Consider the following 26,839-nt stretch of genomic DNA (forward strand, 5'->3'; position numbering starts at 1 on the left):
ATGCCAGCCTTACGGCTGACCAAACTCGAAGAGGAAAATCGCAAAACCCAATGCGCAAGGGGACTGTATTATAGTTAATTTATAGAGGAAAGGTACCCATTTTGGTAAGGGCAATCTTAATGCCATTCAGATAGGGTGCTACACCAGTTCCAGCTTCATGTTTGATGATTAATTTTTCATCTTCCATACCAAAGATTGTTTCTACACCTAATACATAACCCGGCAGTCTTATCGCATGCACTTGAATACCATTGATATCACCACCACGAGTCTCTTTGTTTCCGAGGGTATCCTTTATGGGTACTTCAACCTTCGGCGTTTTAATTTTGGAAAGACTATAGGCTAATTCTGCGACTGTGCCGCTTGGTGAGTCCACCTTTCTTTGGGATGCATAATCTATAATTTCAAATTGATCAATATATTGAGCAGCAGTCTCCGCAAATTTTTTCAACAAAACAGTGGTGATCGAAAAATTACCGGCGGCGAGTACGGATACCGCGCTTTCTTTCGCATGCTCTTCAATTTCCTCATAATCCTGATTTGAGAGCCCTGAAGTCCCAATAAGGACATGCCTACTTTTATCTATCGCATTCAGGATGTTCTTCTTGGCAATAAGTGGACTGGTAAAGTCAATTAAAATATCAAAATCAATATCCCCCATTGCATTTTCTATTGTATCAAATAGGGGAATCGGAGACGTTTTTATCTTTAGAATCTCAGCGAGATTTTCTCCTGCATAAGAGCGTGAAAGCCCGCCAACCAATTTATAGTTTGTATCGTCGATTATATTTTTACTCAATTCTTTACCGACCCAGCCTGTTGCTCCTGCAATAAACACCTTTTTCATCATTGTTTTTTTAACTATTAATAACTGTAAATAAGCTGTTTTTGTTTCGATAATCACCTAAATGAGGTAATACTTACTTTTATTTTACACAAACAAGAAGGATCTTTAATTTGTTGTTATGAGTAAAGTGTGTTCAATTTTTTAACTATTTGTCCATGATTATGACCGAAAAACAACTTCTACAAATGCTTATCCGAGTTCAGGATGAGTTATGCATTACCATTTCCATCAATACCCATCGCACACATCCTGATAACTTAAGCGACCGAATAAAGATTAAAAATTTTATCGGAGAAGCGATTGATAGACTAACGGATAAGTATGATAAGAGGGTCGTTGCTGGCCTTATCAAACAATTGGAACAGATAGCGCATGAACTCGATATTAATTATAATCTCGAAAGTCTGCATATCTTCGTTTCAGATACGGTCGCAGAAGTTTTCAAGTCATCATGGGAGACCAACCAAGAAGGTGTCCATATTAGCAATACATTTGCTGTACGCCCTTTGGTTAAGGAGATTGGCCGTCAGACCAGTTATCTTGTGATGTTGCTTTCGCAAAGCGGTGTTCATCTTTTTCGTGCTTTGAACGGTCGTATTGTTGAGGATATCAGTAGTGAAGAGTTTCCAATTGCCGAAAATCAATTTTACAATACATTTCCCGATAAAAGTAGCGATGCTAAACATCTTGATGACCTCTTAAGGGAATATCTTAATCGGGTAGACAAAGCGCTTCTGCGTTATATTGGGGACACAAAGAGTGTAACACTCGTGTTTTGCACGGAGAATAATTATAGTAAGCTCTTACAGGTTGCGGATAGACCTTCTATCTATTATGGATACTTACCAATAGATTACAATAACATTGAAACACATCAGTTAGAGAGCCGTGCCTGGAATTTTATGAAACAGGAACTGGTACGAAAAAATGAAGACTACTTCAAAGAGCTGGAAGAAGCTGTGGGCAAAGGTTTAGTGATCACTGATCTGCAAGAAATTTATCGTGCATGTCAAGATGGCCGTGGGGATATCCTGGTCGTTCAAGAGAGCTTCCATCAAGCCGTAAAGATTCTTTCAGATCAGGATATAGCTATCGTAGACAATCCTATCGGATTGGATACGGTCGACGATATTAGCAGCCTATTGGCCCTATTGATCGATGAAAGGGGCGGACAAACCATATACGTTCCCCAGATACCGAATGAGGAATTGCAACCTATTGCCCTTAAGATTAGGTACTAGCCTAGATTAAGTGTACAATGGTAATTAAGATGGTTATTATTCATTGCTGGGTTAATTGTCAATCGAACTACGTCGCTCGTTCATTTTCATCGTACTGAATCGCGATTTCGACGAAAAAGAAGACAAGACAATCATTCCCGCTCGGAGACTAATAAACTAGTATTTATATTTGAAGAGTAAATCGGTAATGAAACTTACAATACATGGTAGCAGAGACGATCGAATGAGGCGCTCGAAGAACATGTGAACCTTGATTAATTTTTATGGAAAATTAATTTTAAATGCATCGTTTAGATAAGTGGTCCGATAGTACATTCTTTATCCCGAAAAAAAATATACCTATTTTATAAAGTAATCGATCAATTTGATTGTGCAAAAGCCTCTCGATTTTCCAAAAATCAGAGGCTTTGTTTTTAGTCTCAGGTCAACGGTAATCTTTAAAATAATAAGGCCAATTCTGTGGAAAAGGCCTTGTTATTTAAATTGTTCAATCTAGGTGAGTTTTAATCATTTCCATGATCCTCTGTCGCAAATGAAAATTTAACTGATTTTTGCGGATAAGCCTCCATACTCTTACGGCTTGTATTTTTGATAATGGTTTTGATACTAACGCGATCGCCCAATTTATAGTAAGTTTCTACGGTCTGATAATCCAGTAGGTAGGGACCACAAAAGTAGTTCCCATTATCATCTTTTTCGATGATTCCCTGATAAAGCCCTGTTCTTGTCTCTTTTGGCATGTTAATTTAATTTGAAGAACAAAGGTAGCAAGAGTATTTGGAGAAAATGATATTAAAGATGAAATTAGGGACATTTTATTAAAATCTGAAAAGACAGCTCCCTTAGGCCGTTCTATATATAGCGGATTGAATGCTAAGATGATTTGATTGTTGAGACGACCAGAAGTTAGGATGGAATAATTTGATAAGGTTCCGATGATATAAAGAAAACGATGGAGCAAGAGGAGGTCAATTGATCCCGTCTTGTTCCATCGTTTTCTTTATATGATTAAAAACGATCGTTTATTTGCTTTTTACACAACGTATACCGACTTGATTATTTTGATGTATGTCTACGATTGAAACACCAGTCGCTGTTAATATTAATGCTGGCTTAGCGTTACCTTGAACTGTTGAACTTGCCCAATAAACACCTAAAGCACCTGTAGGAATGTTGTTATTTCCCGAAGAAGAACGAACAAAATCGTTGTCTGGTAGGAACATATAATTGTCTTTATTTGTGGTTGGTACAGTAGATGTCCCGAGGAACCAACCTGTTTGACCATTATAACTACCTCTAGCGATACCCATATTGATCAATGACTGATATTCCGTTTGTGTAGCTGTTCGCCACCCAGTGCCTAAAGCGCCTTCACAGTATGTTGCAGATCCATTTCCTCCATAAACACTTCCCTTTATATATTGAGCGGATGCAATTGTGATGGGTGCGGTGCCCATCAAGTTAGCCGAACTCCAATAGTAATTTGAGTTTGGTACGTCGATTGCCCCCTTGGGCACCAAGCGAAGCTTTAAACTATATTTTACACCTTTTTGTAAGCTTAAATTCGATAAATCTATTGTTCCTGAGCGGACGCCATTTTGTGTGGAGTTTAGGGATACTGTTCCAAAATTTACTTTACCAACCGTCGTTCCTTCTGTAATAATCAGCGCTGCATTGCTCGTCCATGCGAGACCTGTACCACTAAAAGTGACATTACGTGCCGTCGATGAACCACCTTGGGTGAAAAGCCCGTCAGCCAATTTAACCGAAGCCGTTCCATAATTAGGGGAGATTGTACTACTAGTCATGGCGGTGATATTGCCAACTACATTGGCGGAAGTACTTTCTAGCGTAGCCTGTACCTGTGTAAATAGGTGACTTAAGATAAGATCTACGGCCAGTGTTTGGTTAGCGATTACAGTAACCGGTAACTTTTTCCATAAGATGTCGGTATCTGCGCCAGTTACGTTAAATGTAATGTTCGCCAACGCTTGATTAAAATTGATCGAAGGAAAAGTTTGACCATTTGCAACGGCGATAGCAACGAACGTGTAAGACCCTGCAGGAAGCGATAGATTCCAATTTGTACCGCTAGTCGAATAAGTTAATACCCCTGTATCTTTAACATAATTTCCCGTTGCATTGTAAACTGCAATAGCATATTTTGCTCCGCTACCTAGTGAGACGGGGGCTGTTGCCATTTTAAGCCCTGTTGATGCACGCAATACGTTGGATGAAGTAGCGGGCTCCGGTGTCAAAGTGGCCAGTACCGAAAGTTCACTATTAAGTGGAACAATGACCTCCTGGGTGTTCGAGAGTGTGTTATTTAAACTTTTGTTGTTCGATAATTTTAATTGGGGCTCCGTATCTTCATCAGCAAAGGAGGTTCCACTCATTTTTACGCTCACATTCCCTTCTGTCTCGACAGCCGTGTTGCTTTCATTTTTGCTACATGACGTGGAAAATATAATGAGGAGGATGAGCAATTGAATAAATTGATTTTTCATTTTTCTTTTTTTTGGTTAATTGATCGTCAATGGGGAGACTACCACCATCCGTCACTTTTGCTTTGAGTCTGTGATTCCTCGTTGTCCCAGGTCTGCTTTACATCTCCGGAAGTGTGCGCATTTGAACCTGCCGCAATACCATTTTCTAATAAAACGACAGTCATTTGAATCTGAGGTACCTGGTAGGGCAGTTTGCCAGTTGCAGATTTAAAAAGTTTCTTGTTCATAACAATGTATTTTATAAGTTGAAATATTTTATAGTTCTTTCGCTAGCCTAATGGCTTATTTCGTGGGCTAGTGAATTAGTCTAAGATGATATGGCATGCTTAAATTCTGTTGTAAAAGACGCGCTTTATTGCCTTACTTGGTAACTTCTAAGCGGTATATAGCATGTTTATGCTATATTTCAAGTTGGATATAACAGGAATATGCGAGGTTTGTAGCTGAATACCTACACACTTGTAAAACAGATTATTATGATTGTTTTAAATAATTATATTTGTCTTACTAGGTTAATTAAACCAGCCATATTTATGAAGACCACTAGCCATGCTGTTATCTTAGATGACCAGAAAATAGTTGCTTTTTCCTTCGCACTCTTGTTGAAGCGTGAATGTGGAATTGAATTGGTCCAATCTTTTAGCCAAGGATCTGAATTCCTTCAGTTTTTACGTGCTTTTGGAAAGCAGGAACTGTTTATTTTTTTGGATTACTATCTTCCAAATGAAAATGGACTTTCGTTGTTGACCGAGATCAGGCGTATAAATGGAGACGCAAAGGTTATTTTTTTGACGGGAGCAACAGCTCCTGCCGTGATATCGAGTATTCTTCAATACCGTCCAGAAGCTGTGTTAAGTAAATCTTGTGAATTAAGTGAAGTATTTGCCTGCTTTGAGGCCATAAAGAAAAAAGAACTATATATATGTAGTGAATTTGAGCGTATTTTATCTACATATGATAAAAAAATTAAAACATTTACACCGAGAGAGATCGAAGTATTACAATACTTTTCGGAGGGCTATAGCGTCGCTGAAACCGCTTCAAGAACCTTTTTGAGTCCACATACAGTTGTTACACATCGTAGGAAAATGATGGCAAAAGCTGAGTGTCAAACCATAGGACAAATGCTTAAATATGCCCGTGAGCATAATCTAATTTAAAACTATAGTGATGGGGAAACAGCATAATGCATCCTTAGCGATTGCTATTGATAAAAGCGCACTAATATCGTGCGCTTGTTGGAATGGATGATACGAAGAGGGGAGGATTTTGCAATTAAAACCGGTAACCTATGGATAATGCGGTGCGGATACCGGCAAATGGTCTGCTAGTGCTGAGTGTTACACCATCAGCATTTAATTCTTTTTTGATCTTCATGAGATTACTGTCAAATTCCTCTAGTTGTCTCTTTACTTCGCGTTGCTCGTCCGTATTTAATGGGTTTTCCCCTCGAACGTACCATTGTTGAAGCCATAACTGGGACCGACAATGCGCCAGTCTAAATAGATATTTTGTCCAAGCTTCCATTGGTTAGCAACAGCCACACCTCCGTTAAAAGCATTTAAGACGCCCGATATGGGTACTTCGCTGTGATAATTTGATTCGTCGACGGTAATCTTTGTGGGTACACTGTAATTGACGTATTTGAAAAAGGGTGTGACATAGAGACCAAAGATTTAATTCGATAAGATTTGATTTTTCTTGCGCTTTTAATCCAGCGATCGTACATATCCCAAGTTTAAGCACCGCAAGGTAGCGCAATTTCATTGCAGTTTTTCCAAAATTCAGGTAGCAAAGACATTGGATTATATGATTTAAGAGAAATCTAAGACATCGATATTTTGACCTAAATCCGTAAAACTGGTAGATATTTCAGTAATATATATATTGGTGTTATCATCCCGTATAACGAAATTTGTGAAGGGCTTTGATTGGAAAAAATGATCAGGCCCAAAACTTTTAAACTTAATCACATGAAATCATTATTGTCTTTGCCCTTAACGCTAATCATACTTTTCTTATGCGGGGATATTGTTCGTGGACAAGATAAGGAGTCTATGGTACGTATTGCTGAAATTGAGGTTTATGTTGAATACCTCGAAGAATACAAGACCATTTTAAAAGAAGAGGCTGCTGCATCTGTCGCGCTCGAAGAAGGTGTTGTTGCGATTTTTCCAATGTTCAAAAAAGATAATCCGACACAGATACGTATCTTGGAAATCTATCGGGACAAGCAAGCTTACCTTGCCCATTTGAAAACAGCACACTTTTTAAAGTATAAGTCTACTACGCTCCATATGGTGAAATTATTGAAGCTCATTGATATGGACGTATTAGATCCAAATACAGCAAAACTTATGTTTACAAAAATGAAAGAATAGGTGCGGAGCTAAATGGGGATTTGACGATCAGTAACATGTAGGATTTAGCGCATATCGGGTTTTAAATTATGTACTGAGGGAGCGCACTCCCTCAGTACAATTAATAAATTAAAGTTTGTTGCCTTCTAAAGTGCTTATACTTTTAGCAGGTATTGTTAAAGAATAGACCCCTGAGCTATTCGGATTTACGGTGCCAACGTTCTCCCAATGGCCCGAACTGCTTGCGGTTGTTTGGTAATTATTCAATGCGCCGCTTGCAAAACCTGTAAGGTTGATATCCAATGGAACTGCTGCGGTTCCCGTGTTGGTGACAACTAAGACAAACTTACCTGTTTGTGGATCTTTGTAAGCCGAAATCAATAAGCCATTTCCATTTTGAACCCCTACATTGATTCGCATATAACCTGCTTTGATGAATCTGGAATAATGTCCCATCACATCGTACGTTTTTGGAAATTCCAATGAACCATCACTCTTTGTACAAATAAGCGCCTCATTATTTTGAAATGCCAGCATACCTAGCCAAAACACATAAGCATTGGCGTTACAATCCGCAAGAAGCTTGTGCATATTAACCGCCAGTTTCAAGCCTCCTTCAATACCATTGTCATAATTGCCGCCATCATCGGAAGCTTCTGTCACCCACATTGGTTTACCTCCAATACTAAAATTCCACATGGAAGGACTCTGGTTAAACCCACGTTGACCAGTGATGATGCCACTTATCTCTACATAGCCATGCCCGGCGAGGATGTCGACTTTGCTTCTGTCCATGCCCGAAAGGAAATTATCGGCAGTTCCCCAGGCCGCATTCTCAGAAGATATGATCTTGGTGGATTGAAGACCCGCACTGTTTAATTCGGGACGGAGGTTGTTGGTAATAAACTGCCCCAGATGTGAAGAGTCCCAATAAGAAGCATCCCAGTCTGAAAAGACATTTTCAGGCTCATTTGAAGGAGAAATAGCATTGATTGTAATCCCCTCGTTCTGAAACGATTTTACAAATCCCGTCAGATAGCGAGCAAAAGCTGTTGAAGAAGTATTAAAATTAAGTCCATTAAACCATTTCGCGGAAATACTGCTCGTATTGGTCTTCATGTATAATGGCGGAGTCCAAGTACTTGCCATAACGAAGGGAACTTCATAGCGTTCTTTCGCTTTCTTGATGATCCAGACCTGCCCAAGTTGTTCTTTTTCGTCTGCTGTCAAATTCTGATATGTTGCGCTATTGGGATCCACGTCAATCGAAACTCCTGCCGGTTTAATGGTGACGACCTTGGTCTGTTGGTTAAAAGGGTAGGTATGAAGTACCTTACCACGAAGGATATTCAATTTCAACCCACTGCCTCCCCATAAATAATCCAGGATACTATCTCTTTTTGCGGATTCAAAGAATGGAACAATCCGACCTCCGAATGCTCCAAATCCATCAATCTTTTGATAGGTTTGATCCCAATTCAATGTTGCAATTGTAGCTCCTGCTTGCGCGGATACTGCAGCTTTTTTGTTAAGTTGTGCCTCTTGACTCTCAAGAGTCAATGAATTTTTTTGGCAACTAAAAATAGAAAATGTGGAAACTACGGCCAAAACAGTATAAAGTCTGCTCCAGCGACTGGTTAATTTTAACATAACTTAGTTTTTAAGATTTGTGAATGAATCATTAATTTAATTGTGCCTGGTTTTCTAGGCGGTTCTCATCGTCGTTGTTTTGTTTGCCTCCTTTCTTTGGTTAAAAAAATAAACATTCACCGATTTCCACATTGGTTAGTTTCCGAAAATTAATAATATTTTGGGAGAATTTATTATTACTTCTATTATTTTAATTTTATTTTTTATTCATTTAAAAATTAATACATATTTTTTTAATGATGACTTAATTTTACCCCTTCTTTTCAGCCGAAGATGAAGATCAAGCTTGTCATTGATTATGCATTAAAAACTGATGTCTGATGGTATTTTCAAGTTTACCCACCATGTGTTGATCAACTGTATCGTTGACAATAATGATGATGCCATAATCGTCTGTAGGATACAGCACACATAAGGTATTGTAGCCTATTTTAGTATTCCCATCGTGATAGAAATAGCGGGCACCACGTTCATCACGATTGATCATCCAACCTAGCCCCATACCAAATCCATCGTCTTTTCCATAAGTCAGTTGATGTGTTAGAAGAAGGGCTTTATCGTTTAATTTGAGATTGGCTTCGATGTAGGTCAACATATCATTGATCGTTGAATTCATTGTAGGACCAAAGTAAAATCCCCTCAAATTGGCAAATGGAACAGGCTGTCCTTTATTATCATGGCCCTGCACAATGTCGTTTTTTTGCAACTCATTCAAGTAGGGGACTGTATGGTACATACCAAGATGTCCCTTCAGATATGCGCTGATAAGATGTTCATAGGAATTCTTATAGCTATTTTCCAACAGCGCAATAAGTACCATTACAGCCATGCTATTGTAACTGAATTTTGTACCTGGAATACTGTCCAACTTGACTTTCCTCAGGTCGTCAAATAGGTTGTCACGACTATAATTTCCAAGGTAGTCTACCTGTTCTGGAATAGCGAGCCCCTTTAAACTATCGACAACTTTTTTAGAAAGTAATCTGAAAGTCTTTGGAAGTGCTGAAGTATGATTTGCAAGATGCTTAACAAGGATTCCATGGCCGTTGTATTGCAAATTGGGAAAGTTTCCGGGCAAGTATTTACGGATATCATCATCGAGGTTGATTTTCTTCTCAATGACCGCTTGTGCAAGTAAAGCGGCTACAAACGTTTTCGCTACCGATCCAATGTTGTAATAGTTATTGGCGTTTGGTAACTTTTCTTTACTGTAGTAGTAGGTTGTTTTGGACCCTTTATTGTAGATTCAAATAGACACGCTAAACGTGTTGTTGTTGGAAAGATAATCGACAACACAACGGTTTACAATCGTATCAAGTTGAGTTTTTAGTTTATGGTCCTTTTTGATGGGTTCAAGATACTGTCCTTTTGATGGAAGGCTATTGATGAGCAACAAGGTGCTCAAAAGGATTGATAAGGGGTTGGATAGTAAATTCATAAACAGGTTTATCATTCTTGAAGTTTGAATTTATTGTCGTTAGTTGGAAAGGCCTTCAGGTTACCTACAAACCCGAGGCGGGGGGATCAGCTATTTATAATGGATCAGCAATTATAATAAAGTATTACTGAAAGCTACGAATTGTTAATTTAAATACGACAAAGTTGAGTTTAAAAGGGACGACACTTCTTAATGAGGTATTGTCCCTTTTATTGGATGTAAATTCAGAATAATTTATTGTAAATATGCTTGTTATGGTAGCGTTGTTAAATTTATTGAAGGCGCTGTGCCAGAACCTGGTTGTGTGAACTTCGTTCCGGGATTTACGACGGTATTGAAAAAACCGCCATTTTTCAGGAAGAAGCTATTTCCGGCTATTCCGCCAATTGCGTCTATACGCTGGTTGTTTGAATAGGTCGCATCGACTGTAAAGGTACTTTCCACAACTTTCAGCCAAGTTCCAGTAGCTGTACGAACCCATTGATTACTATATTCTGCAGAACGGCCAAGGAAGCCATTGTCGGCATTGAAATTTTCGAGGAAGCTATGAAAGCCCGTTAAATAGGTATTTGTTTTGGGACGTTTCCAGCTTGCAATGAGTATCCAATTATTGGTCGAAGGATCATTAAACCATGCCGTAAAATCAGTACTTCCATTGTTATCAGGTTCTCCCTTTAATAAAAATTTATAGGTAGTGGCGGCAGTCCAGTTATACTTGAGGTAGCTTTGTCCACCAGAACCTTCACCACCAAACTCACCTGTTGTCGTATTTGTCCCTTTTCTATTTAATGTGATGCGATCCTCTGCTGGTATTTGGGACGGGTTATCGGTGCTATATGGACTCCAAACAGAAAATAGTATTCTGCGCTCTGTCGCTGAATTGACCTGCATACCGAAATATCCTTGGCCGAACCCATTTGCCATAAAGTAAGAACCTATTTTATCTTCTCCGGCAGGCACTTTCACCTCGCTATAATAATAGGATACTTGCTGATTTGTTGGAATGGTATAACTCAAATGGCAGGATGGGCCCCGTCGCGACCAATAGTAAGTATTATCAACATTATTGTCACTATAAATCACAGTGCCATTTGTTGCCGAACTATCTAAAATCAAGTGTGATACATCTGCAAAATAACCACCTGACTTGGTCACACCTTGAAGATCCATTTTTATGTATCCCGCTGTATTTAGCGAATAGGTACCAACCGTGTAATCCTGTAATGTTCCACCCTTAAGTTTGATTTGTTTGCTTACACCGTTGATTGTTAACTTCACCGTACTACTATCGCCTGAAGGTAGCACTTTAGCCCTTATTTTAACACGTAAAGCGCCCGCTTGGGGGACCTTAGCATAGGTACTGATCACGCTATTGGCATTGGTCCAGTTTGCCAATCCATTGCTATTGATGACTTCTACTGCACCGGAAGGTGCCGAAGTAACAAAAGCATTGCCACCTAAGGGAACTTCGTATCCGCTTACACCAGGGGATGCGGCCCGTAGCGATAATTTCTCTTCTAAATTTGTTTGTACCTCGCTTTTTTGGCAAGAAAGAAAGCTTGCCAATACTGTACAGAGCAGTAGCGTAATTTTGGAATATCTCATAATTTAAATTTAATTGTTCACCCTAATTTTATAAATACAATTAAATTAAACGAAAACTATACAATGCAATCGTTTGTGTGAATTGCTTTTGTAACAAAAGAGATACTTTAAGTAATGGTCATTATCCATTTAATGAATTGTCGTTAGGTAAACATTGCAATGCGCAATAGTTTAAATCGTCCCCAATGGTTGGTTTCAAAGAAATGGGCCGTAAAAGGAATTCGTGAAAACGGATAATTAGGTCGTTGAGTTGAAGTAAAGTAGCATAAGCCAAACTATGCTTGATTTATAAATTATATTTTTATAAATTCATTATGGAAGATTAACCATTTATTTTTCGCTTAAGCGAGAGCAATCATTATTGTTATGAACTTGCCGTAATAACATATTGAAATTTATAAAAATTAAGCCAATGTCCGAAAATAATTTTGCTGAACTTTATAAAACTTGGCCCACAGATCAGTTGCTGTCTGTGGTAGATAATCCCGATCACTATGAGCCTTCGGCCCTTGAAGCTGCCGAGATTGAATTAAAAAGTCGACAGTTGACCACCGAGGAGTTGACAGCAGCAAGATATGTGCTTAACCAGCGAGAAGCGGAAAAAGAGACTAATATTGATACGATAAAAGCCAAAGACCAATGGACTATTACCGGTAGATTTGATACGCCCAGGGTACAAGTGGTCAAAAGAAGTATCGTGCGGATCTCATTTTTTACAGGTATCCTCATTGTGTTTAAAGGCTATAATCTTTTTCCTGCACTGTTATATCCGATCAAATATTTCAAAGAGCTACCGGATAACTACACATTATTGTCCTTTTTCAATGTAATGGTTTTAATAGTAGGTTTCCTTTTGTTTTGGTTGTTGAAAAGAACTGGATGGATACTGCTCACACTCTTTTTTGCAAGTTCCTCATCCATGGTTGTTTCTACCTTGATGTACATGCTCTTTCAAAGCAGAAGGGAGGCCAAAATTTTAGTGGAGTTCAATCCAATTCTACAGCCATATCCTTTGGAGATGTATATCTTACCAATTTTGCTCTATGGTTTTTTGACCTGGATTTTGTGCACAAAAAAAATACGTGAATGCTATTTCATTAGTAAAACAGCGATGTTTTGGACACTTGCAGTTGGTATATTGTTGATTCCATGCCTTTCTTTTTGGCTAATGCTTTAATGCCGATTAATTTTTACTTTTGAAGGCAAACCTGCTTTTATCGTTTTTTTGTAAGTTCGCGACTTCCAATTTTGTAGTCGTTATTTAACAAAGAACAGTTGCTGTAGGGACAATAGACTAATAAATAGTGTATGAAGATTATTGAAAGCATAAAAAAGACGAACTGGTTGCGTATCGCATTATTTTACGGATTGTTGATGTTGGGAACTTTTGCTATACGAAAGCTTCCTAATATTTTCCAGATGGCTATGAAAGATGTTTTTAGTTTTCCATTACCCTGGAATATGAATCACGGATTGATTATTCTGATTATCTCGGCATTTTTTTATGCTTTGTCAAAAGTCGTTTCCACCGTTACACTTTTTGGCCCTAATAAAACAAAGTCACTGTTGTTTCCATTCCTTTTATTCGCAGGATATGGTATTTATGGATTTAATAATAATTACGGTGTCGATGAGCACGTTTGGGCACTGTTGTTCTGCCTGTTTACATTGCTGTATGATATCATGGAGGAATTTACTTGGCGGGGCTATTTGAATGATAGTCTAGGTGAAATAAAATGGCCCATTAAAAGTGTGATAACGGGAATATTTTGGGCGATTTGGCATCTTTTAATTTTTGATAATTTTAGCCAATTTGGTGGTTTTGCCGGATTTGTGCTTTTGTGTATTGTCTTTTCATTTGTATTGACTTTCTCCACCGTAAGAACCAATTCAATTATAGCTCCAGCTACTTTACACGCACTTTTGGGGAAGACAAATTTAGTCACCCTGTTATTATTTATACTGTTTATTATTTTATTACTCTTTTGGAATAAGAAATTCAAGGGATCAACCAGCGATGCCGAACTCAAATCGTAGGAAATCGCTGGAGGACCATTGCTGCACTCAGCCGATCAATTTTGAGTATCTGACCATAAGGAACAGCGGGCACAAACCATAGCGATCTATAAACAAACTGCTGCTCCCTAGGTCATTTAGACTATTCGGCCAGTGTATCGGCATGTCGATGCATAAGCTTCCAGGTACCTTGCTCTTTTCTGAAGATTTCGGTGATTCTGAGATTGAAAATCACCACGGTATCTTGTCCTTTTATGTTGACGGACGAACGTTGTATACCCGTCCAATAGGCTAGCGTATCACTTGCATCTTGATGGATCACTTCAAATTTGTTTTGTGCACCCGGAAGGAAATTGGAAGCTCCTTTTTGGTTAAAATCATTGACCTGTAATACCCCAGAAATATATATTCCATTGGGCGGAAAAATTGTGGCAGGCTCATTTGAGACAGAAATATCTTTTAGGGAATCAAAATGACCCTCCACAAAATCTGTTGAGGCTTTTAAACGGATAGCCATAAATTTTTCGAAATCCAAGAGTGCATTATTGGATGTTTTCATATCTTTTATCTTTGTTTAATTGATACAAAGTTCCCAAAATGAAATTATTCTAGCCTGTGACAATCGTCACATAATGTCAGGTGTTTAATCTTCTCCGACGAATCCGGCTTAAGGTTTCTCGAGCTACTCCCAAAAAAGAAGCCAATTGAGAAAGTGGTACACGTTGTGAAATTTCTGGATATTTTTTTTCTAGATAACACAGACGTTCGGCAGCCGAATAGAGTTTAAATAGATTGGCAAACTCTTCCTGGCGTGAAGCAAACTGCCTGATACAAAACCGTCCCAACCGTTCTATTTCTATAACCTGTGCAGCAAGTTCAAATAGTGTCGACTTATCAAAAATAATGGTCCTTAAGTCCTCACAGGCAACGATGTTAAATTCGGATTTTTGCCCGCTGCCAAAACTTTGAATATTGGTAGCGATATCGTTTTCAAAGAAAAATCCTGTGTTTTTGACAGTTCCATCAATAACATAATAACTTCTACAATAGCCTTTGTCGATAAAAAAGAGCGAATTGCAAACTTTACCCTGTTCCAGCAGTAAATCATTTTTTTTGAAGTTACGCAATGTCAATGCTGGCTGCAGCAAGTGCCAGCTATCCGTCGAAAAGTCAACCAATGCGTGAATGTAATTGCGAAGATTGTCCATGGTTAAATGGTTTCATCGTCGTAGTGACGCATAATGTAATAAAAATAGTCTATCATCTTCAGGTAGTTTTCAATGCTGATGTATTCATTGGTACTATGCATACTCTGCTGTTCAGCGTGATTAATTTTAATGGGCATAAAGCGATAAATATGATCACTGAGATTTTGGTATTTGATAGCGTCGGTTCCGCCAACAGTCAGGTAAGGCGTAACAATAAGATCAGGGTATAGCCTGCGGATAGAAGCTTCCATCATCGTATAGGCTTTAACGTCTGTTGGTGAAACTTTGGATGCTTCTCGGGCATTGTCGACCTGTTCGATTTCAACATCAAACCCGCGTGTAGCCTGCTCGACATGATCCCGAACTTCCCGCAGGGTGTTTTCAGGCAGTAGCCTAAAATTGACAACAAATTCAACTTCAGGTGAAAGTACATTGGGGGCATCGCTGCCCTTCATCATCGTCAGTGCTGTAGTTGTTCGCACGAGGGCATTAGTCGAGTGGTTTTTCGTTAGTTGAGCCAGAAGTAAAGGTTCCATAAGCCAGCGATTAGCGATCGCAAAACGGGAGACAAAAGGCATGCTACCACCAACCTGTTGAAAGAAGTTTTGGATCATAGGGCTGATCTGTGCTTTCATCTGGTGATTTTCTAAGCGCTGCATAATGACTGCCGCTTTACCAATTGCACTCGTCGTTGGTGGCATCGAAGAGTGCCCACCAAGACCTTTGACCTTAATTTTCAGGGATAAAAATCCCTTCTCCGCGCAACCGATCAATGCTACATCGGAGCTGATTCCCTTGACCGAGCCCTTTTCCAGAATGAGTCCACCCTCGTCATAAACGGCTTCGAATTTAAGACCTTTTTCTTTGAAGTAGTCTGCTATTTTAGCTGCGCCGCGTACGCCACCAACTTCTTCATCAAAACCAAAAGCGAGGTAGATATCCCGCTTGGGCTGTACCTGTTCTCGAACCAACTGTTCCGTAGCTTCAAGTAAGGAGAAGAGCATGCCTTTCATATCTAAGCTTCCGCGGCCATAAATGCGGCCGTTGGCTACTGCCCCCGTAAAAGGTGCATAGTCCCATTCTTCGGCTATTTCACTAACCGGCGGTATTGCCTGGTCTCTAGGCTGAAATAGCGTTGAATCGTTATTTTTTATAGCAGCTGAACCGGGAGGAACCACATCCATATGAGAAAGAAAGGGTAGCGGAAGCAAGCTATTGTCGCTTCCCTTGAGTCGAATGACCAGCGCGTGGCCATTGACCGTATAGGTTTCCAGGGAGCGATAGATCAGTGGGAAATTGTGCCTGATGTAACTATTAAGTTCTTCAAAAGGAACATGATTAAATAATGTCGAGTCGCCAAAAGAGATTGTGGCTATTTTGATGCCGCCGGCAAATCGGGCAACAATGCTATCATTGACCGCTGGCTGCACAGGCGCTGCAGCAGATTTTTTGACACGCGTAAACGGGTAAGTCAGCGTTCTAATTAAAAGCCCAATGATAAATAGGATAAGTAAGACAAAAAGGATTAAGAGAATTTTCTTCATAACAGACCTCATATTAACATAAGAACTTACCTTATATACGCTGGGAAAAACCTGTCCAGCGTATATCCTGTTGTTTCTAGTAGAACACGAAAGCCCTTCGTTTGTTTCTTATTTCCCGTTAAATGTGCAATAGCTCAAATTCCTGTTGGACTGTTTCTTGCCCATTGACAATAATTGAAATTTTATGTTTCCCGGCATAGAATTTCCGGGTAGTAATCAATTTGAAAGATTGCTTTCGCTCGATACGGTTTATTTCAGTTCCCTGATAGATTCGTTCACTAATTTTAAATACCTTTCGAGATAGCTGACCATTTGACTTTTGATAATATAACCCATACTCCAAACGTAGTGATCGGGGGGCGCTGCTTCCATTCTTAATTTCAAAGGAAAAAATAAGGTGTTCACCTATTTTAACTGCCGGTGTATGGATACTGAGATTCCTAATATGAAAATCGCTACTATCCAGTCCATAAAAGCTTAGAATTGCTGGATGTCCTTGTTTGAGTAAGGTACGGCAGCCATGTTTGATGATGGCATCTGTATTTTTACTGATTCCATTCCACTGCTGGGCAATGGTCAGAACGAGATGGGGATGATCTTTGGCAATATCGTTGAGATTGTTGGCCACACTTCTTCTTACGCTCTCGGATGGGTCATTATGGAGGTTTTGGAGGATAGGCAGGATAGGGGAAGGGTCGTTTTTCAACGCTGGAATTGCCATCGCCCAGGGGAGTCGGGGCCTAGATCCTTCACTTGCAAGGCGTCGAACTTGAGGATGTGGGCTTTTGGACCATCTTTCCATTTCCGCGATCATACGAGATCCATAGTTGATAATAAATGGACGGACGGCAAATTCGCAGGTTATGAATCTCGTGACGATTTCAAATGACTGCACAGCTGTTTCAAAATCTCCGATACCGTAAGTTTCGATATAGTCCGGAAAAATAACATATTCAAGGCCTCCCCGATGCTTCGTTTCTAAGAGATGTTCCACCACTTGTGTTAGTAAGGCCGCTGCTTCGGGAAAGGATGCCGGCATAAATTCATGTAAGGCCACTGTGCTGTGTTTTGTACGCTGTTTCCATTCCATTTCATGAAAACTGCCTGAAAAAACGCGTTTGATAAACTGTTCTCTGTTAAAACTGTTGTCAACGCGGTGGAACTGATCGGCAATAAACTGATAAAATTCCGGTGTATATATATCTTTAATTAGGGCCATGAGTTGAAGAAATAGCTGTTAAATATCGATTAAGGAAGACAAGATACTAATTTTTGGACTTTAGTATCTTGTCATGTGAGCGGATTAGTTCGTGGCTTCTACGCCAAATTTTTTGATCGCCTCAGGGCTCAGCGGAGTGAAAAAGTTAAGCATGTTACCATCGGGATCACAAAAAAGCAATGAGCGATTACCCCAAGGCATTGTTGTCGGTTCCTGAATGATTTTTGAAGCACTATTTTTGATCCGAATATATTCATGATCTACATTTCCCACTAAAAATTCAATAATAATAGGGGCCATGTTACCAAAGATAATGGGGCTGTCGCTAAACATTTGCATCGTGCGAGTACCTCCTATAGCTAGGGTAATCGAACTGGTGGAAAGCTCGGCAAAATCTGGTGTAAACCATTGTGCGGTGAGCCCCAGGATTTCTTCATAGAATCTGACGGACTGCTGAATGTCATTTGCAATCAGTCGAATGGATGTTAGTTTCATGCTGATATAAATTTATTGATGACAAAGTTAAAAGGGCCATTGACAATAGTCTGTCAATAGCCCGATTGAAACTGTCCATAAATTTACTTATCCTTGCTAGATTAGTACGTCGTCAATAATTCCAAATTCTTTTGCTTCTGCAGCAACCATCCAGTGATCCCGGTCGCTGACATCATGTACGCGTTGATAGCTCTGTCCACTGTGTTTGGCAATAATATCGTACAGCTCTTTCTTAATTTTCAGCACTTGATTGGCTGTAATTTCGATGTCCGAAGCCTGTCCTTGAACACCGCCAAGTGGCTGATGGAGCATCACCCGTGCGTGTTCCAGTGCGCTACGTTTGCCGGAAGCACCGCCGCAGAGTAATATCGCACCAAAGGAGAGCGCCATACCTGTGCAGATCGTTGCAACATCCGGACTGATCAATTGCATTGTATCATAAATACCTAATCCGGCATACACTTCACCTCCGGGAGAGTTGATATACAGTTGTATATCTTTTTTGGGGTCAACAGATTGAAGGAATAGCAGCTGGGCTTGTACAATATTGGCGATGTTGGATTCTACAGGAGCACCCATAAAAATAATACGGTCAATCATCAATCTGGAAAATACGTCCATTTGTGATACACGCAATTCGCGTTCTTCGGTGATATATGGCGTCATGGCCAACGGAATGCGTGACTGCTCGATGCCTGAAATATAATGATCCACTAGATCTTTTTGGACATAACAATGCCCTACCGCAAATTTGCGGAACTCATTTTTGTCAATCGTCATGATGTTAGGAATTTAGGATTTGCTAAATAGCTTTATTATTTTTTTTCTAAAAGAGACATGTTCAGGATGTGTAAATAATGCCTGCGTCATGGCTTCAATTTCCATTTTCACTTGTTTGCGCCCGAATTGCCGAATAGCTGCATAAGCTTTTTGTTGCGCAATAACCTTGTGTGCCAACTCTTCGTCCAACACCAATTTCGCTTCAAAAAGCAGTGCATCTTCCGGCTTCGCTATTCCAAAGATATACGCTTCTATCTGTTGGATTTCATTCCATGAAGTCATCATAAACCAGGGATTTTTGTTTAACGGATTCTCTAACTTTCTCCAGGCATTTAAATTTCTGTACAGTGGCGCTCCTTGCTCCCGAATAGCCATATTCATCTGCAATTTCCTGCAGTGACATTTGATCATAATAGAAGCTTTTCAAGAGTTCTAAACATTTACGCCCAGCAGTCTCCAAAAAACGAAACAGCCTTGTGCTAGAAGGAGACTCTTCGGTTATCAAAGCAATATCCACTTGATCTAGGGGAAGGTTTGGACTGGATTGACCATACCGTTTTAACCATAGATTTTTGGCTGTTCCAACCAAATAGCCAATATCGTTGTTTAGTGGTGCTGCTGTTAAAAGAATCTTTTCATAATACACCAGCAAAGCGTCCTGAAATACATCTTTGGCTTCATCCAAATTACCACCCATGCGACTGATATACTTAGCCACGATGGGAAATGTACTTTTATACAAGTTCATAAAGAGCACCTGTCGGTCTATTGTTCGATTTGAATTGATCAATTGTTGCATAGCAATATCATTTATAGACATGTACCAATTTAGTGAAAAGTATCACCTTTTATTTGAAAAATTAGTTAAACAAAAATGCTTCCCTTTTTTGGGGAAGCATTCATTCGCTTATCAGAGTTAGCTTATTCCAGTTTATGTTTCTACTGCTCAAGGTTATTTTTTTAAATCCAGTTCCATCTGGATATTACATCGTTGATAAGGACTTGGATAGCCGCTAATCTTTTGGAACCCCAACTTGTAATAGAGATTGATTGCAGGTTTCAAAATGGTGTTGCTCTCGAGAAACAGTTTTGATGCCCCTAAGGTTTTTGCTTCTTCAATAATTGCTCTTCCCAAAAGATAGCCTATACTTTTGCCCTGCACTGTTGGGGATACCGCCATTTTTGCCAATTCATAGTCAAAATCGGGATGATTCATTTTAATAAGTGAGCATACACCTACAGGTTCATCGTTATAAAGAGCAACCATAATTTTACCCCCTTTTACCAAAATATATTCCTCGGGATTGTCAAGTGCTTTATGGTCAGTTTCTTCCATTTCAAAATAGGTGGAAATCCATTCCTCATTTAAAGACTTAAATGCCAGGCGGTATGTTGGATCATATGGAACAATGTTGACATCCTTACTTTCACGCATTTTCTTTTGTTCCTGGACGCGTTTCAGCAAGGATTTTTGTTCAAGTAGAAATTCCCATTCAGCTAAAGCTTCCCATAGATTGTGCGTGGCTTCCTGGATAACCCCATCTATGGCCCGATCGATATCGATGCATTGAATTTTCATTCTTTCCCAAAGCATTTTTCCTTTATCGGTCAATCCAACCATATTTCGCCGTTTATCCACAGAGCGAAGGTTATTCTCTACAAGACCCGCATTGATCATTTCTTTAACGATTTTAGTGACTGATGGCTGGGAGTGGCCAATCTCTGTTGCTATATCGGTAATTGTTTTTGAATCACCCTCAGACAAGATAAAGAAAACGGGAAACCACTTGGGCGCAAAATCAATCTGATAAAGCTCATGTAATCGGGCGGCCTCTTCTGTGATGTTGGAAGCCATATAGCGCAATCTGCTGCCTAATGCTATTTTTCCTGTTTTTTCAAATAGTTCCATCGTATTATAAGTAATTATATAATCAGTTATGTAAATGTAGGAAAATAATTTAAATGTTGTAAAATTTAAATTTTAAAATTCTGCTGAAACAAAAATATATCGTTGTTTTTTTCGTTATATTTCAATAAATTCAAAGCGTAAAAAACCAGAACCCCTTAAGATAGACCGAAGGACATGAACGAGTTAGAAACTTATTTCCGAAATAATGATGCGAAGCTAATCAATAAATGGATGCATTATTTCGATGTATACGACAGACATTTTAGTCGTTTCAAAGGCAAAGAGATCGTGGTGTTGGAAGTTGGGGTTTTTCAGGGCGGAAGTCTTCAGATGTGGAAGAACTATTTTGGTGATCGTGCGAAAATTTACGGTATCGACATCAATCCGCACTGTAAGGAACTCGAAGAAGAGAATGTAGAGATATTTATTGGTTCACAGTCGGACCGGAAGTTCCTGCGGCAGGTAAAGCAATCCATTCCGCCGATCGATATATTGATCGATGATGGTGGTCATACGATGATACAACAGATTGTGACATTTGAGGAGCTTTTTGATCATGTGAAAGATAATGGCGTATACCTTTGTGAAGATTTACATACATCTTATCAGGTATTTTATGGTGGTGGCCATAAAAGGAACGGTACTTTTATTGAATACAGTAAAAATTTTATTGATTACATCAATGCTTACCATTCCGAGCAACGTGGATTGAAGGTCAATGGATTTACGCGTTCGGTAAGTTCCCTGCATTACTATGACAGCATCTTGGTCGTGGAGAAGCATCGAAGGGATGAAGCACCGATACATATGAAGACAGGGGCAGCGACAGTGAAAGATTTCAATGCGGCTCCCACAGGATTCGATGGATTAAAATGGAAGATTAAGAAACCTGCTTTGACCATGATCAACAAGTTTCTCCGTTTCTTCCGTATTGGTGGGTTTATGTGGCGTTAATAGTCTGTGGAGATAGCATCTTTTCATTCATGTGTATTATGTTGTTATCTGAAAAAGACGCTTAAAACGTATTTCTTTCCTAAAAAATTATAAAATAGTTGAATTTGTATACTGAAGGAATGATTATGGTAACATTTCGTAAGCTTCAATAGATTACATTTGTAATGTAACACAAATTACATCTACTAAAAATATACTTACCTCGCTCCGGTTTCCAAGAATCCGTCAAGTTCCACCGGAGTGGGTAAGTTTCTTTACGCTATAATATATGTTCATTTATTCCTTGAGCACTGCAATATTTAATTTGATTTGTAGCTTCTTGTTCAAGCATCCAAACCGATGGTCCGAAAACCAGAAATACCGAGCTGAATTGTTGTTCATGTGGTTTCCCAAGCTAAAGCTCGTTTATGACCTTGGAATTGCCGTAGGTGACATATTCAATAAATGCCAGGACAAAAAGATAGCATTGACCAAACTAGGACTGGCACAATCAGGTTGAAAATGCGGGCATCGCTTCATTTGAGAGCGTAGCAAGATCCATTGCAGCGCATCATCAATATATTCTACACTACTTCGACAATAGAAGCACCAATGCTTCAGCAGAATCTTTCAATGCAAAGCTCAAAGCGTTCAGGAGTCTCTTTCGCGGCGTAAGGGACACCACATTTTTCCTATATAGAGTAATGAAATTGTATGCTTAAAAACTTCCCTTCCCCCCAAACTTTCGGTATGATCCATAGATCTTAACAAGGACTTACAAGAAAACAAAAAAGGCAGATCATTTGATCTGCCTTTTGGGTAAGTAATCGGGCTCGAACCGACGACCCCTAGAACCACAATCTAGTGCTCTAACCAACTGAGCTATACCTACCGTGATTTTGATGTCACAAAAGTAGTATTATAGCTTATATGTTCCAAATGTTTTTTAAACTTTTTGACTAAACAATTGTCTATCAAAAGGTATAATTTTCAAGCATGCCCGTTTAGCGACCTTGGAGAATAATATCTAGGTAATATTTTCAGGTTAAATGCCTAAAAAAGCAGCTTGGTCTTTAATTTGTATACTATAGTTTATGGGAAAATTTTTAAAATTTTTAATTATCGTAGCCATTTTGGCAGTGGGCGCTTGGTTCGTGTATAAAAAATATAACAGCGGACCGGCAGTGGAAAGCAAACATCAGTTGTTGGTGGATCGCATTGAAGCAATGGGAAAACTGGAATTAGTCAAATACCGCTATAGCGATGTTGTGGAGCATAAAAACGTGAATACGTTTTTGCCGGATGCAAGCGTATTGTTAATCGTCAAAGCAGATGCTGTAGGCTGTGTGAACCTTACAAAACTTAATCCGGAAGATATCAAGGTTGTAGGGGATTCGGTTTCCATCAAATTGCCGGCTCCAGAAATCTGCTACATTAAGATCGATCATGAAGCATCCAAAGTCTATGATACCAAAATGGCGTTCTTGCGCGAAGCAGAGCTTGTGGATGAAGCTTACAAAGCGGCGGAAAAAGCTGTTGCTGATGATGTTAAGAAGTCAGATATTCTGCAGCAAACCAAGGCCAACGCAACAACCGTGTTTAAACCGCTCTTACAGGGATTGGGGTTTTCGAAAATCAATCTGACTTTCGAATAAATTCAAAAAAAAGCTAGGCAATGTTAACATTGTCTAGCTCTCTACAATAAATCTAATCTCCAGCCATCTCACGACGGGAGGATTTCATAATTATGCTATTACCACGCAAGAACAATAGCCAGTTTATATTTGTTTTACTTTTTTGTCGATGTATCGGGCTGTGGTGTTGGCGGGATTTCTCCACGGGATTCTGCAGATGTGGTATCGCGATATTGTATCGTCGTGGTATCGTTGGGAACGGAGTCCCGCATCAGTTCCTTTGATTTTTGATCATCAGTTTTAACGCCATTACATCCATAGGCTGCTAAGCATATTAGACCGAAGGAAATTAATTTTGTTGGGTTTTTCATATTATTTATTGTTTAATGATGGCATGCCGCTGCATACACTCAGCGGAAGAACAAAGGTCAAATCAAAATAGTTTCGGATTTTTAAATTAGCTATTATGATATAAAAAGAAAACATATCTTATATTCTTAGTTTTTAGGTAAATTACATTGTAAAAACTTTTTGCAATTGAGTACTGTTCCTATGATCGAGAAAACCAATACAAAAAACACCGCTGGCCTTGTCCGATTTGGTTTTCACCATATGCTTATACATTGATTAAACAACAAAAAATAGATGAATATGGCTACAAAAAATGAAAACCGCGTTGTCGGGACCGAAATGGAAAAAAAGAAAAAGGTCAAGCTAGGAGTGAACGGGGAGTCACTTCGGGATGTAAACGATAAGGATCAAGGAGATGCCGAGGCTGGTGTAGACCCGCAGGTGGATCAGCTCAATGACATGCCCAATGACCCTGCTGATAGGCCCAAGGAAAGGAAGAAATAAAAAAGACCCGCATTTGCTGCGGGTCTTTTTTATAGTGGCCGAACCTATACGTTAAAAACGTTTCTATTTTTTGCCCTGTTTGTCAATGGCTTTAATAAGTTCATCTTTTGTCATATCATGACGACCCGTGATATCCATTTTCTTTGCCATTTCCAAGAGCTCAGCTTTGGTTTTTTCTGAACTTCCCTTTTGTGAACTCTTAGACGCAGAAGCGCTTTTAGCAGTTGCTGGAGCTGATTTTTTTTCTTTGTTGCTGCTGTTGCCCTGCGATTGTCCTTTAACAGTCGTATGGCTTGAACTTTTTGTCGTATTCATAATGTTCTGTTTTATTTGTTACTTATATGCTGAACATGTTACAGACACAAAAGGTTGGTCGTTTTAATACGTTATTAGACGGTACTATTACGCTTTGTTCTTTTTTTCCATAGCAAATGCTTTGATAATGGCTTTATTAAAAGCGGGTAAATCGTCGGGCGTGCGGCTCGTAATAAGTTTATCGTCAACGACGACTTTACTGTCTTCCCATAATGCGCCTGCATTAATCAGGTCCATTTGAATGGCCTCGACAGACGTTATTTTTCTATCACGTACCAAATCCGCATTAATAAGTAATTGTGGGCCGTGACAAATTGCCGCGATCGGTTTATCACGTTCCCAAAAAGCATTAATCAAAGCAATAGCCGTTTTATTGGTTCTCAATTTATCGGGGCTTATGACTCCGCCGGGCAGCAGCAATCCATCGTACTTATCCTCTTCTGCCTCCTGAAGAGCAACATCGACAGGATAATCATTTGACCACTCATCACCATTTTTTGCGCGAACTTTTCCTTTAGCCGGTGATATAATGTCTGTTTTGGCGCCTGCATTTTCCAGCGCTTCTTTGGGACTGGTCAATTCGATTTCTTCAAATCCATCTGCTACCAATATGGCAATCCGCTTATTTTTTAAATTTTCCATAGCTAAAGTTTGTTTGTATTATATGTTTTTTGTTCTTAAAGAGAACGGATCTAAACCTACGAAGGTTTGATATAAATTACTTTCGAGCTGGGTTTTGACAATTACCATAATGAGAAGTTAAAGTTGATTTTGAATTTAGATATCGATAAGTGCAAAGCATGTATCGTCGCCATGATGAGCTTTCAGTACAGGTACTGCCACATTATAAATCGGTATTCCGGCGGGGGATAGGGCTTTGAATTTCCCCGCATGCGCATGCCCATGAAAGGCAGCAGTAACTTTACGCCGCTGGAGCGGCTCCATTAAATGTGTTGAGCCTAAGAATGGATAAATCTGTTCGGGTTCACCCAATACTGTTTCCGCTATAGGTGCATAATGGAGTAAAGCGACTTTTTTTATAGCTGCATGCTCTTGCTCTAACCTTGCCAAGGCACGGTCCAGTAGCAATGATTCGTTTACAGCTTCCTGCACAAAACTTTTCATGGCATCTTCGCCGAACATCGACAACATATAACGGTCAAACCCACCACCAAATCCTTTTACGCCGGCAAAACCAATATTTTCGATTACGATTGCTTCGCCGTCCAAAACCGTAATTTTACTGTCGGTCAAAATTTGTCGAATCTGTTTCTGCCGGCCTTTTTCATAATCGTGATTTCCTAATACGGCGAGGACCGGAACTTTGATGGATTGAAGTTCGGCAACGAGTAATTCAGCTTCTTCTTCATCCCCCGTGTCGGTTAAATCACCACATAATAGCAGGACTTTTGCTTTTTCTGAAATTTCTTCAAATTTTGTTTTCCATTTTCCATGCTGGTTTGCATTCATATGTATATCGCCCAAAGCGGCTATTGTTGTCTTTTTATTCATCTCAAACAGTTTTTATGGTATATGATTTATAATCCCATTCTTTAATATCGATCTCATATTGTGTCTGGTCGATGAGCGGTCCAAGGCAAACTTTCTCTAAGCAAGGAGGCAGTTCATACTGGTCTGCTGCGCGCTTAATAAGCTGATCAAATAATTCCTTTGGTAGAATATCGCGATAGTCATGCGGATAGGTAAACTGAAAGATGAGCATTTGGGCCAACAAGAGGTGCCAATGTTGATCCATCCGGGATAATAAACGATCCCAGTCCAGTTTCTTCCCATATTTTAGCCAAATATGGTTTATATCGGCGCTATCGTGCCGCTCTCGGTTTTGCACATACAGTTTACACCAAACGAGTTCTTCTGCGGGTATATAACGTACGGTTTTATCAAACAACACTCCCTCAGGCCCCCTGTCAAACCAATCTTGTTCCACAGTACAATTGTGATTGACACTATCAAAAATAATGTCAATAAAATAGGGGGGCTTATAAATCTTGGCCAGCCATCTTACATCCGTCAATTCCGTTTTATAACCACTGGCGGCAAAATGCTTGAGAATTTTTGGGTATTCGCTGCTTTTGCAAAAAATATCCATGTCTTTCGTAGGCCGTATGATCCCTGTGTAGTGAAACATAGCCAAACCGCCACCTACCATAAATTGACATCCGTTCTCTTGTAGCAGTCTCAATGTATCTTGAAAGAAAGCCAAGCAATCCTCAGGTGGATTATCTAAATGAATCATATTGTCTACTTTTTCTTAAAGACAGT

General features: G+C 39.5%; 32 protein-coding genes and 1 tRNA gene. 9 read left to right on the forward strand and 24 right to left on the reverse strand.

Annotation, left to right across the window (positions count from 1 at the left end):
- Window positions 1–79 precede the first annotated feature (79 nt).
- A complete protein-coding gene (dapB, locus tag L1283_RS21645) occupies window positions 80–850 on the reverse strand; it encodes a 4-hydroxy-tetrahydrodipicolinate reductase (RefSeq protein WP_312353133.1) in 771 nt (256 codons plus the stop codon).
- 152 nt (window positions 851–1,002) lie between these two features.
- Here dapB and L1283_RS21650 point away from each other — a divergent pair, with 152 nt between their 5' ends.
- Window positions 1,003–2,088, forward strand: a complete 1,086-nt coding sequence (locus tag L1283_RS21650) for a hypothetical protein (RefSeq protein ID WP_145329078.1) — start codon at window positions 1,003–1,005, stop codon at window positions 2,086–2,088.
- 503 nt (window positions 2,089–2,591) lie between these two features.
- Here the strand turns inward: L1283_RS21650 and L1283_RS21655 are convergent.
- From L1283_RS21655 to L1283_RS21665, 3 genes are all read right to left on the reverse strand, one after another.
- Window positions 2,592–2,828 (reverse strand): hypothetical protein, encoded by a 237-nt coding sequence (locus L1283_RS21655; RefSeq protein ID WP_075992529.1) that lies wholly within the window; start codon window positions 2,826–2,828, stop codon window positions 2,592–2,594.
- A 282-nt stretch (window positions 2,829–3,110) separates the two neighbouring features.
- A complete protein-coding gene (locus L1283_RS21660) occupies window positions 3,111–4,595 on the reverse strand; it encodes a hypothetical protein (RefSeq protein WP_145329076.1) in 1,485 nt (494 codons plus the stop codon).
- 38 nt (window positions 4,596–4,633) lie between these two features.
- Entirely contained in the window at window positions 4,634–4,822 is a 189-nt protein-coding gene (locus tag L1283_RS21665) for a hypothetical protein (protein WP_075992531.1), read from the reverse strand.
- A 306-nt stretch (window positions 4,823–5,128) separates the two neighbouring features.
- Between L1283_RS21665 and L1283_RS21670 the strand changes: the two genes are divergently transcribed.
- Entirely contained in the window at window positions 5,129–5,755 is a 627-nt protein-coding gene (locus L1283_RS21670) for a response regulator transcription factor (protein WP_158638910.1), read from the forward strand.
- Window positions 5,756–5,870: 115 nt separating this feature from the next.
- Here the strand turns inward: L1283_RS21670 and L1283_RS21675 are convergent, their stop codons facing one another.
- Window positions 5,871–6,122, reverse strand: a complete 252-nt coding sequence (locus L1283_RS21675) for a hypothetical protein (RefSeq protein ID WP_286849247.1) — start codon at window positions 6,120–6,122, stop codon at window positions 5,871–5,873.
- A 446-nt stretch (window positions 6,123–6,568) separates the two neighbouring features.
- Between L1283_RS21675 and L1283_RS21680 the strand changes: the two genes are divergently transcribed.
- Complete coding sequence (locus tag L1283_RS21680; RefSeq protein ID WP_145329074.1) at window positions 6,569–6,976, forward strand: putative quinol monooxygenase; 408 nt, start codon at window positions 6,569–6,571, stop codon at window positions 6,974–6,976.
- Between the two features lie 108 nt (window positions 6,977–7,084).
- On the opposite strand, the gene L1283_RS21685 is transcribed toward L1283_RS21680, so the two are convergent.
- From L1283_RS21685 to L1283_RS21700, 4 genes are all read right to left on the reverse strand, one after another.
- A complete protein-coding gene (locus tag L1283_RS21685) occupies window positions 7,085–8,605 on the reverse strand; it encodes a glycoside hydrolase (protein ID WP_145329072.1) in 1,521 nt (506 codons plus the stop codon).
- Window positions 8,606–8,894: 289 nt separating this feature from the next.
- Entirely contained in the window at window positions 8,895–9,851 is a 957-nt protein-coding gene (locus L1283_RS21690) for a serine hydrolase domain-containing protein (protein ID WP_145329070.1), read from the reverse strand.
- A complete protein-coding gene (locus L1283_RS21695; protein WP_145329068.1) occupies window positions 9,852–10,043 on the reverse strand; it encodes a hypothetical protein in 192 nt (63 codons plus the stop codon). It lies immediately after the preceding gene.
- Between the two features lie 252 nt (window positions 10,044–10,295).
- Window positions 10,296–11,648 (reverse strand): DUF3472 domain-containing protein, encoded by a 1,353-nt coding sequence (locus tag L1283_RS21700; RefSeq protein ID WP_088161480.1) that lies wholly within the window; start codon window positions 11,646–11,648, stop codon window positions 10,296–10,298.
- A 412-nt stretch (window positions 11,649–12,060) separates the two neighbouring features.
- Here L1283_RS21700 and L1283_RS21705 point away from each other — a divergent pair, with 412 nt between their 5' ends.
- The gene (locus tag L1283_RS21705) at window positions 12,061–12,825 is read left to right on the forward strand and encodes a hypothetical protein (protein WP_088161481.1); all 765 of its coding nucleotides are present in this window, start codon (window positions 12,061–12,063) and stop codon (window positions 12,823–12,825) included.
- Between the two features lie 131 nt (window positions 12,826–12,956).
- Window positions 12,957–13,685 (forward strand): CPBP family intramembrane glutamic endopeptidase, encoded by a 729-nt coding sequence (locus L1283_RS21710; protein WP_208734305.1) that lies wholly within the window; start codon window positions 12,957–12,959, stop codon window positions 13,683–13,685.
- A 121-nt stretch (window positions 13,686–13,806) separates the two neighbouring features.
- Here the strand turns inward: L1283_RS21710 and L1283_RS21715 are convergent, their stop codons facing one another.
- The 9 genes from L1283_RS21715 to L1283_RS21755 all read right to left on the reverse strand — a co-directional run bounded on the left by L1283_RS21715 (window position 13,807) and on the right by L1283_RS21755 (window position 20,819).
- The gene (locus tag L1283_RS21715; RefSeq protein ID WP_145329066.1) at window positions 13,807–14,223 is read right to left on the reverse strand and encodes a DUF4440 domain-containing protein; all 417 of its coding nucleotides are present in this window, start codon (window positions 14,221–14,223) and stop codon (window positions 13,807–13,809) included.
- Window positions 14,224–14,299: 76 nt separating this feature from the next.
- Window positions 14,300–14,872 (reverse strand): Crp/Fnr family transcriptional regulator, encoded by a 573-nt coding sequence (locus L1283_RS21720; RefSeq protein ID WP_075992538.1) that lies wholly within the window; start codon window positions 14,870–14,872, stop codon window positions 14,300–14,302.
- Window positions 14,873–14,874: 2 nt separating this feature from the next.
- Window positions 14,875–16,416: a M20/M25/M40 family metallo-hydrolase gene (locus tag L1283_RS21725; protein ID WP_312352937.1), complete on the reverse strand. Its 1,542-nt coding sequence runs from the start codon at window positions 16,414–16,416 to the stop codon at window positions 14,875–14,877.
- Window positions 16,417–16,534: 118 nt separating this feature from the next.
- Window positions 16,535–17,635 (reverse strand): DNA alkylation repair protein, encoded by a 1,101-nt coding sequence (locus L1283_RS21730; RefSeq protein WP_286850043.1) that lies wholly within the window; start codon window positions 17,633–17,635, stop codon window positions 16,535–16,537.
- Window positions 17,636–17,719: 84 nt separating this feature from the next.
- Window positions 17,720–18,130 carry a VOC family protein gene (locus tag L1283_RS21735; protein ID WP_075992540.1) on the reverse strand — a complete coding sequence of 137 codons (411 nt, stop codon included), beginning with the start codon at window positions 18,128–18,130 and terminating at the stop codon, window positions 17,720–17,722.
- A 96-nt stretch (window positions 18,131–18,226) separates the two neighbouring features.
- Window positions 18,227–18,910 carry an ATP-dependent Clp protease proteolytic subunit gene (locus L1283_RS21740; protein ID WP_075992541.1) on the reverse strand — a complete coding sequence of 228 codons (684 nt, stop codon included), beginning with the start codon at window positions 18,908–18,910 and terminating at the stop codon, window positions 18,227–18,229.
- 12 nt (window positions 18,911–18,922) lie between these two features.
- Window positions 18,923–19,195, reverse strand: coding sequence for a hypothetical protein (locus tag L1283_RS21745; RefSeq protein ID WP_286850047.1), 273 nt, complete (start codon window positions 19,193–19,195; stop codon window positions 18,923–18,925).
- Window positions 19,176–19,709 carry an RNA polymerase sigma factor gene (locus tag L1283_RS21750; RefSeq protein ID WP_145329058.1) on the reverse strand — a complete coding sequence of 178 codons (534 nt, stop codon included), beginning with the start codon at window positions 19,707–19,709 and terminating at the stop codon, window positions 19,176–19,178. The genes L1283_RS21745 and L1283_RS21750 overlap by 20 nt, the downstream gene beginning before the upstream one ends.
- A 153-nt stretch (window positions 19,710–19,862) precedes the next feature.
- Window positions 19,863–20,819: a bifunctional helix-turn-helix transcriptional regulator/GNAT family N-acetyltransferase gene (locus L1283_RS21755; protein ID WP_286850050.1), complete on the reverse strand. Its 957-nt coding sequence runs from the start codon at window positions 20,817–20,819 to the stop codon at window positions 19,863–19,865.
- Window positions 20,820–20,993: 174 nt separating this feature from the next.
- Here L1283_RS21755 and L1283_RS21760 point away from each other — a divergent pair, with 174 nt between their 5' ends.
- The gene (locus tag L1283_RS21760; protein ID WP_083663620.1) at window positions 20,994–21,773 is read left to right on the forward strand and encodes a class I SAM-dependent methyltransferase; all 780 of its coding nucleotides are present in this window, start codon (window positions 20,994–20,996) and stop codon (window positions 21,771–21,773) included.
- Between the two features lie 539 nt (window positions 21,774–22,312).
- Window positions 22,313–22,474, forward strand: a complete 162-nt coding sequence (locus L1283_RS21765) for a transposase (protein ID WP_312460305.1) — start codon at window positions 22,313–22,315, stop codon at window positions 22,472–22,474.
- Window positions 22,475–22,570: 96 nt separating this feature from the next.
- Here the strand turns inward: L1283_RS21765 and L1283_RS21770 are convergent.
- A tRNA-His gene (locus L1283_RS21770) sits at window positions 22,571–22,644 on the reverse strand.
- Between the two features lie 202 nt (window positions 22,645–22,846).
- Here L1283_RS21770 and L1283_RS21775 point away from each other — a divergent pair.
- Window positions 22,847–23,407 (forward strand): DUF4230 domain-containing protein, encoded by a 561-nt coding sequence (locus tag L1283_RS21775; RefSeq protein ID WP_075992545.1) that lies wholly within the window; start codon window positions 22,847–22,849, stop codon window positions 23,405–23,407.
- A gap of 134 nt (window positions 23,408–23,541) precedes the next feature.
- Here L1283_RS21775 and L1283_RS21780 read toward each other — a convergent pair whose 3' ends face one another.
- Window positions 23,542–23,757 carry a hypothetical protein gene (locus tag L1283_RS21780; protein WP_145330575.1) on the reverse strand — a complete coding sequence of 72 codons (216 nt, stop codon included), beginning with the start codon at window positions 23,755–23,757 and terminating at the stop codon, window positions 23,542–23,544.
- Window positions 23,758–24,037: 280 nt separating this feature from the next.
- Between L1283_RS21780 and L1283_RS21785 the strand changes: the two genes are divergently transcribed.
- On the forward strand, window positions 24,038–24,241 hold the full coding sequence (locus L1283_RS21785) for a hypothetical protein (protein WP_145330573.1): 204 nt from the start codon (window positions 24,038–24,040) through the stop codon (window positions 24,239–24,241).
- A 63-nt stretch (window positions 24,242–24,304) separates the two neighbouring features.
- Here the strand turns inward: L1283_RS21785 and L1283_RS21790 are convergent, their stop codons facing one another.
- The 4 genes from L1283_RS21790 to L1283_RS21805 all read right to left on the reverse strand — a co-directional run bounded on the left by L1283_RS21790 (window position 24,305) and on the right by L1283_RS21805 (window position 26,813).
- The gene (locus tag L1283_RS21790; protein ID WP_145330571.1) at window positions 24,305–24,556 is read right to left on the reverse strand and encodes a Rho termination factor N-terminal domain-containing protein; all 252 of its coding nucleotides are present in this window, start codon (window positions 24,554–24,556) and stop codon (window positions 24,305–24,307) included.
- An 87-nt stretch (window positions 24,557–24,643) separates the two neighbouring features.
- On the reverse strand, window positions 24,644–25,198 hold the full coding sequence (locus L1283_RS21795) for a type 1 glutamine amidotransferase domain-containing protein (protein ID WP_075992549.1): 555 nt from the start codon (window positions 25,196–25,198) through the stop codon (window positions 24,644–24,646).
- A 135-nt stretch (window positions 25,199–25,333) separates the two neighbouring features.
- On the reverse strand, window positions 25,334–26,068 hold the full coding sequence (locus tag L1283_RS21800; protein ID WP_088161493.1) for a metallophosphoesterase family protein: 735 nt from the start codon (window positions 26,066–26,068) through the stop codon (window positions 25,334–25,336).
- Between the two features lies 1 nt (window position 26,069).
- Window positions 26,070–26,813: a nucleotidyltransferase gene (locus tag L1283_RS21805; RefSeq protein ID WP_286851037.1), complete on the reverse strand. Its 744-nt coding sequence runs from the start codon at window positions 26,811–26,813 to the stop codon at window positions 26,070–26,072.
- Between the last annotated feature and the right edge of the window lie 26 nt (window positions 26,814–26,839).

This window comes from Sphingobacterium sp. HSC-15S19, assembly GCF_050433745.1.
GTDB lineage: Bacteria > Bacteroidota > Bacteroidia > Sphingobacteriales > Sphingobacteriaceae > Sphingobacterium > Sphingobacterium siyangense.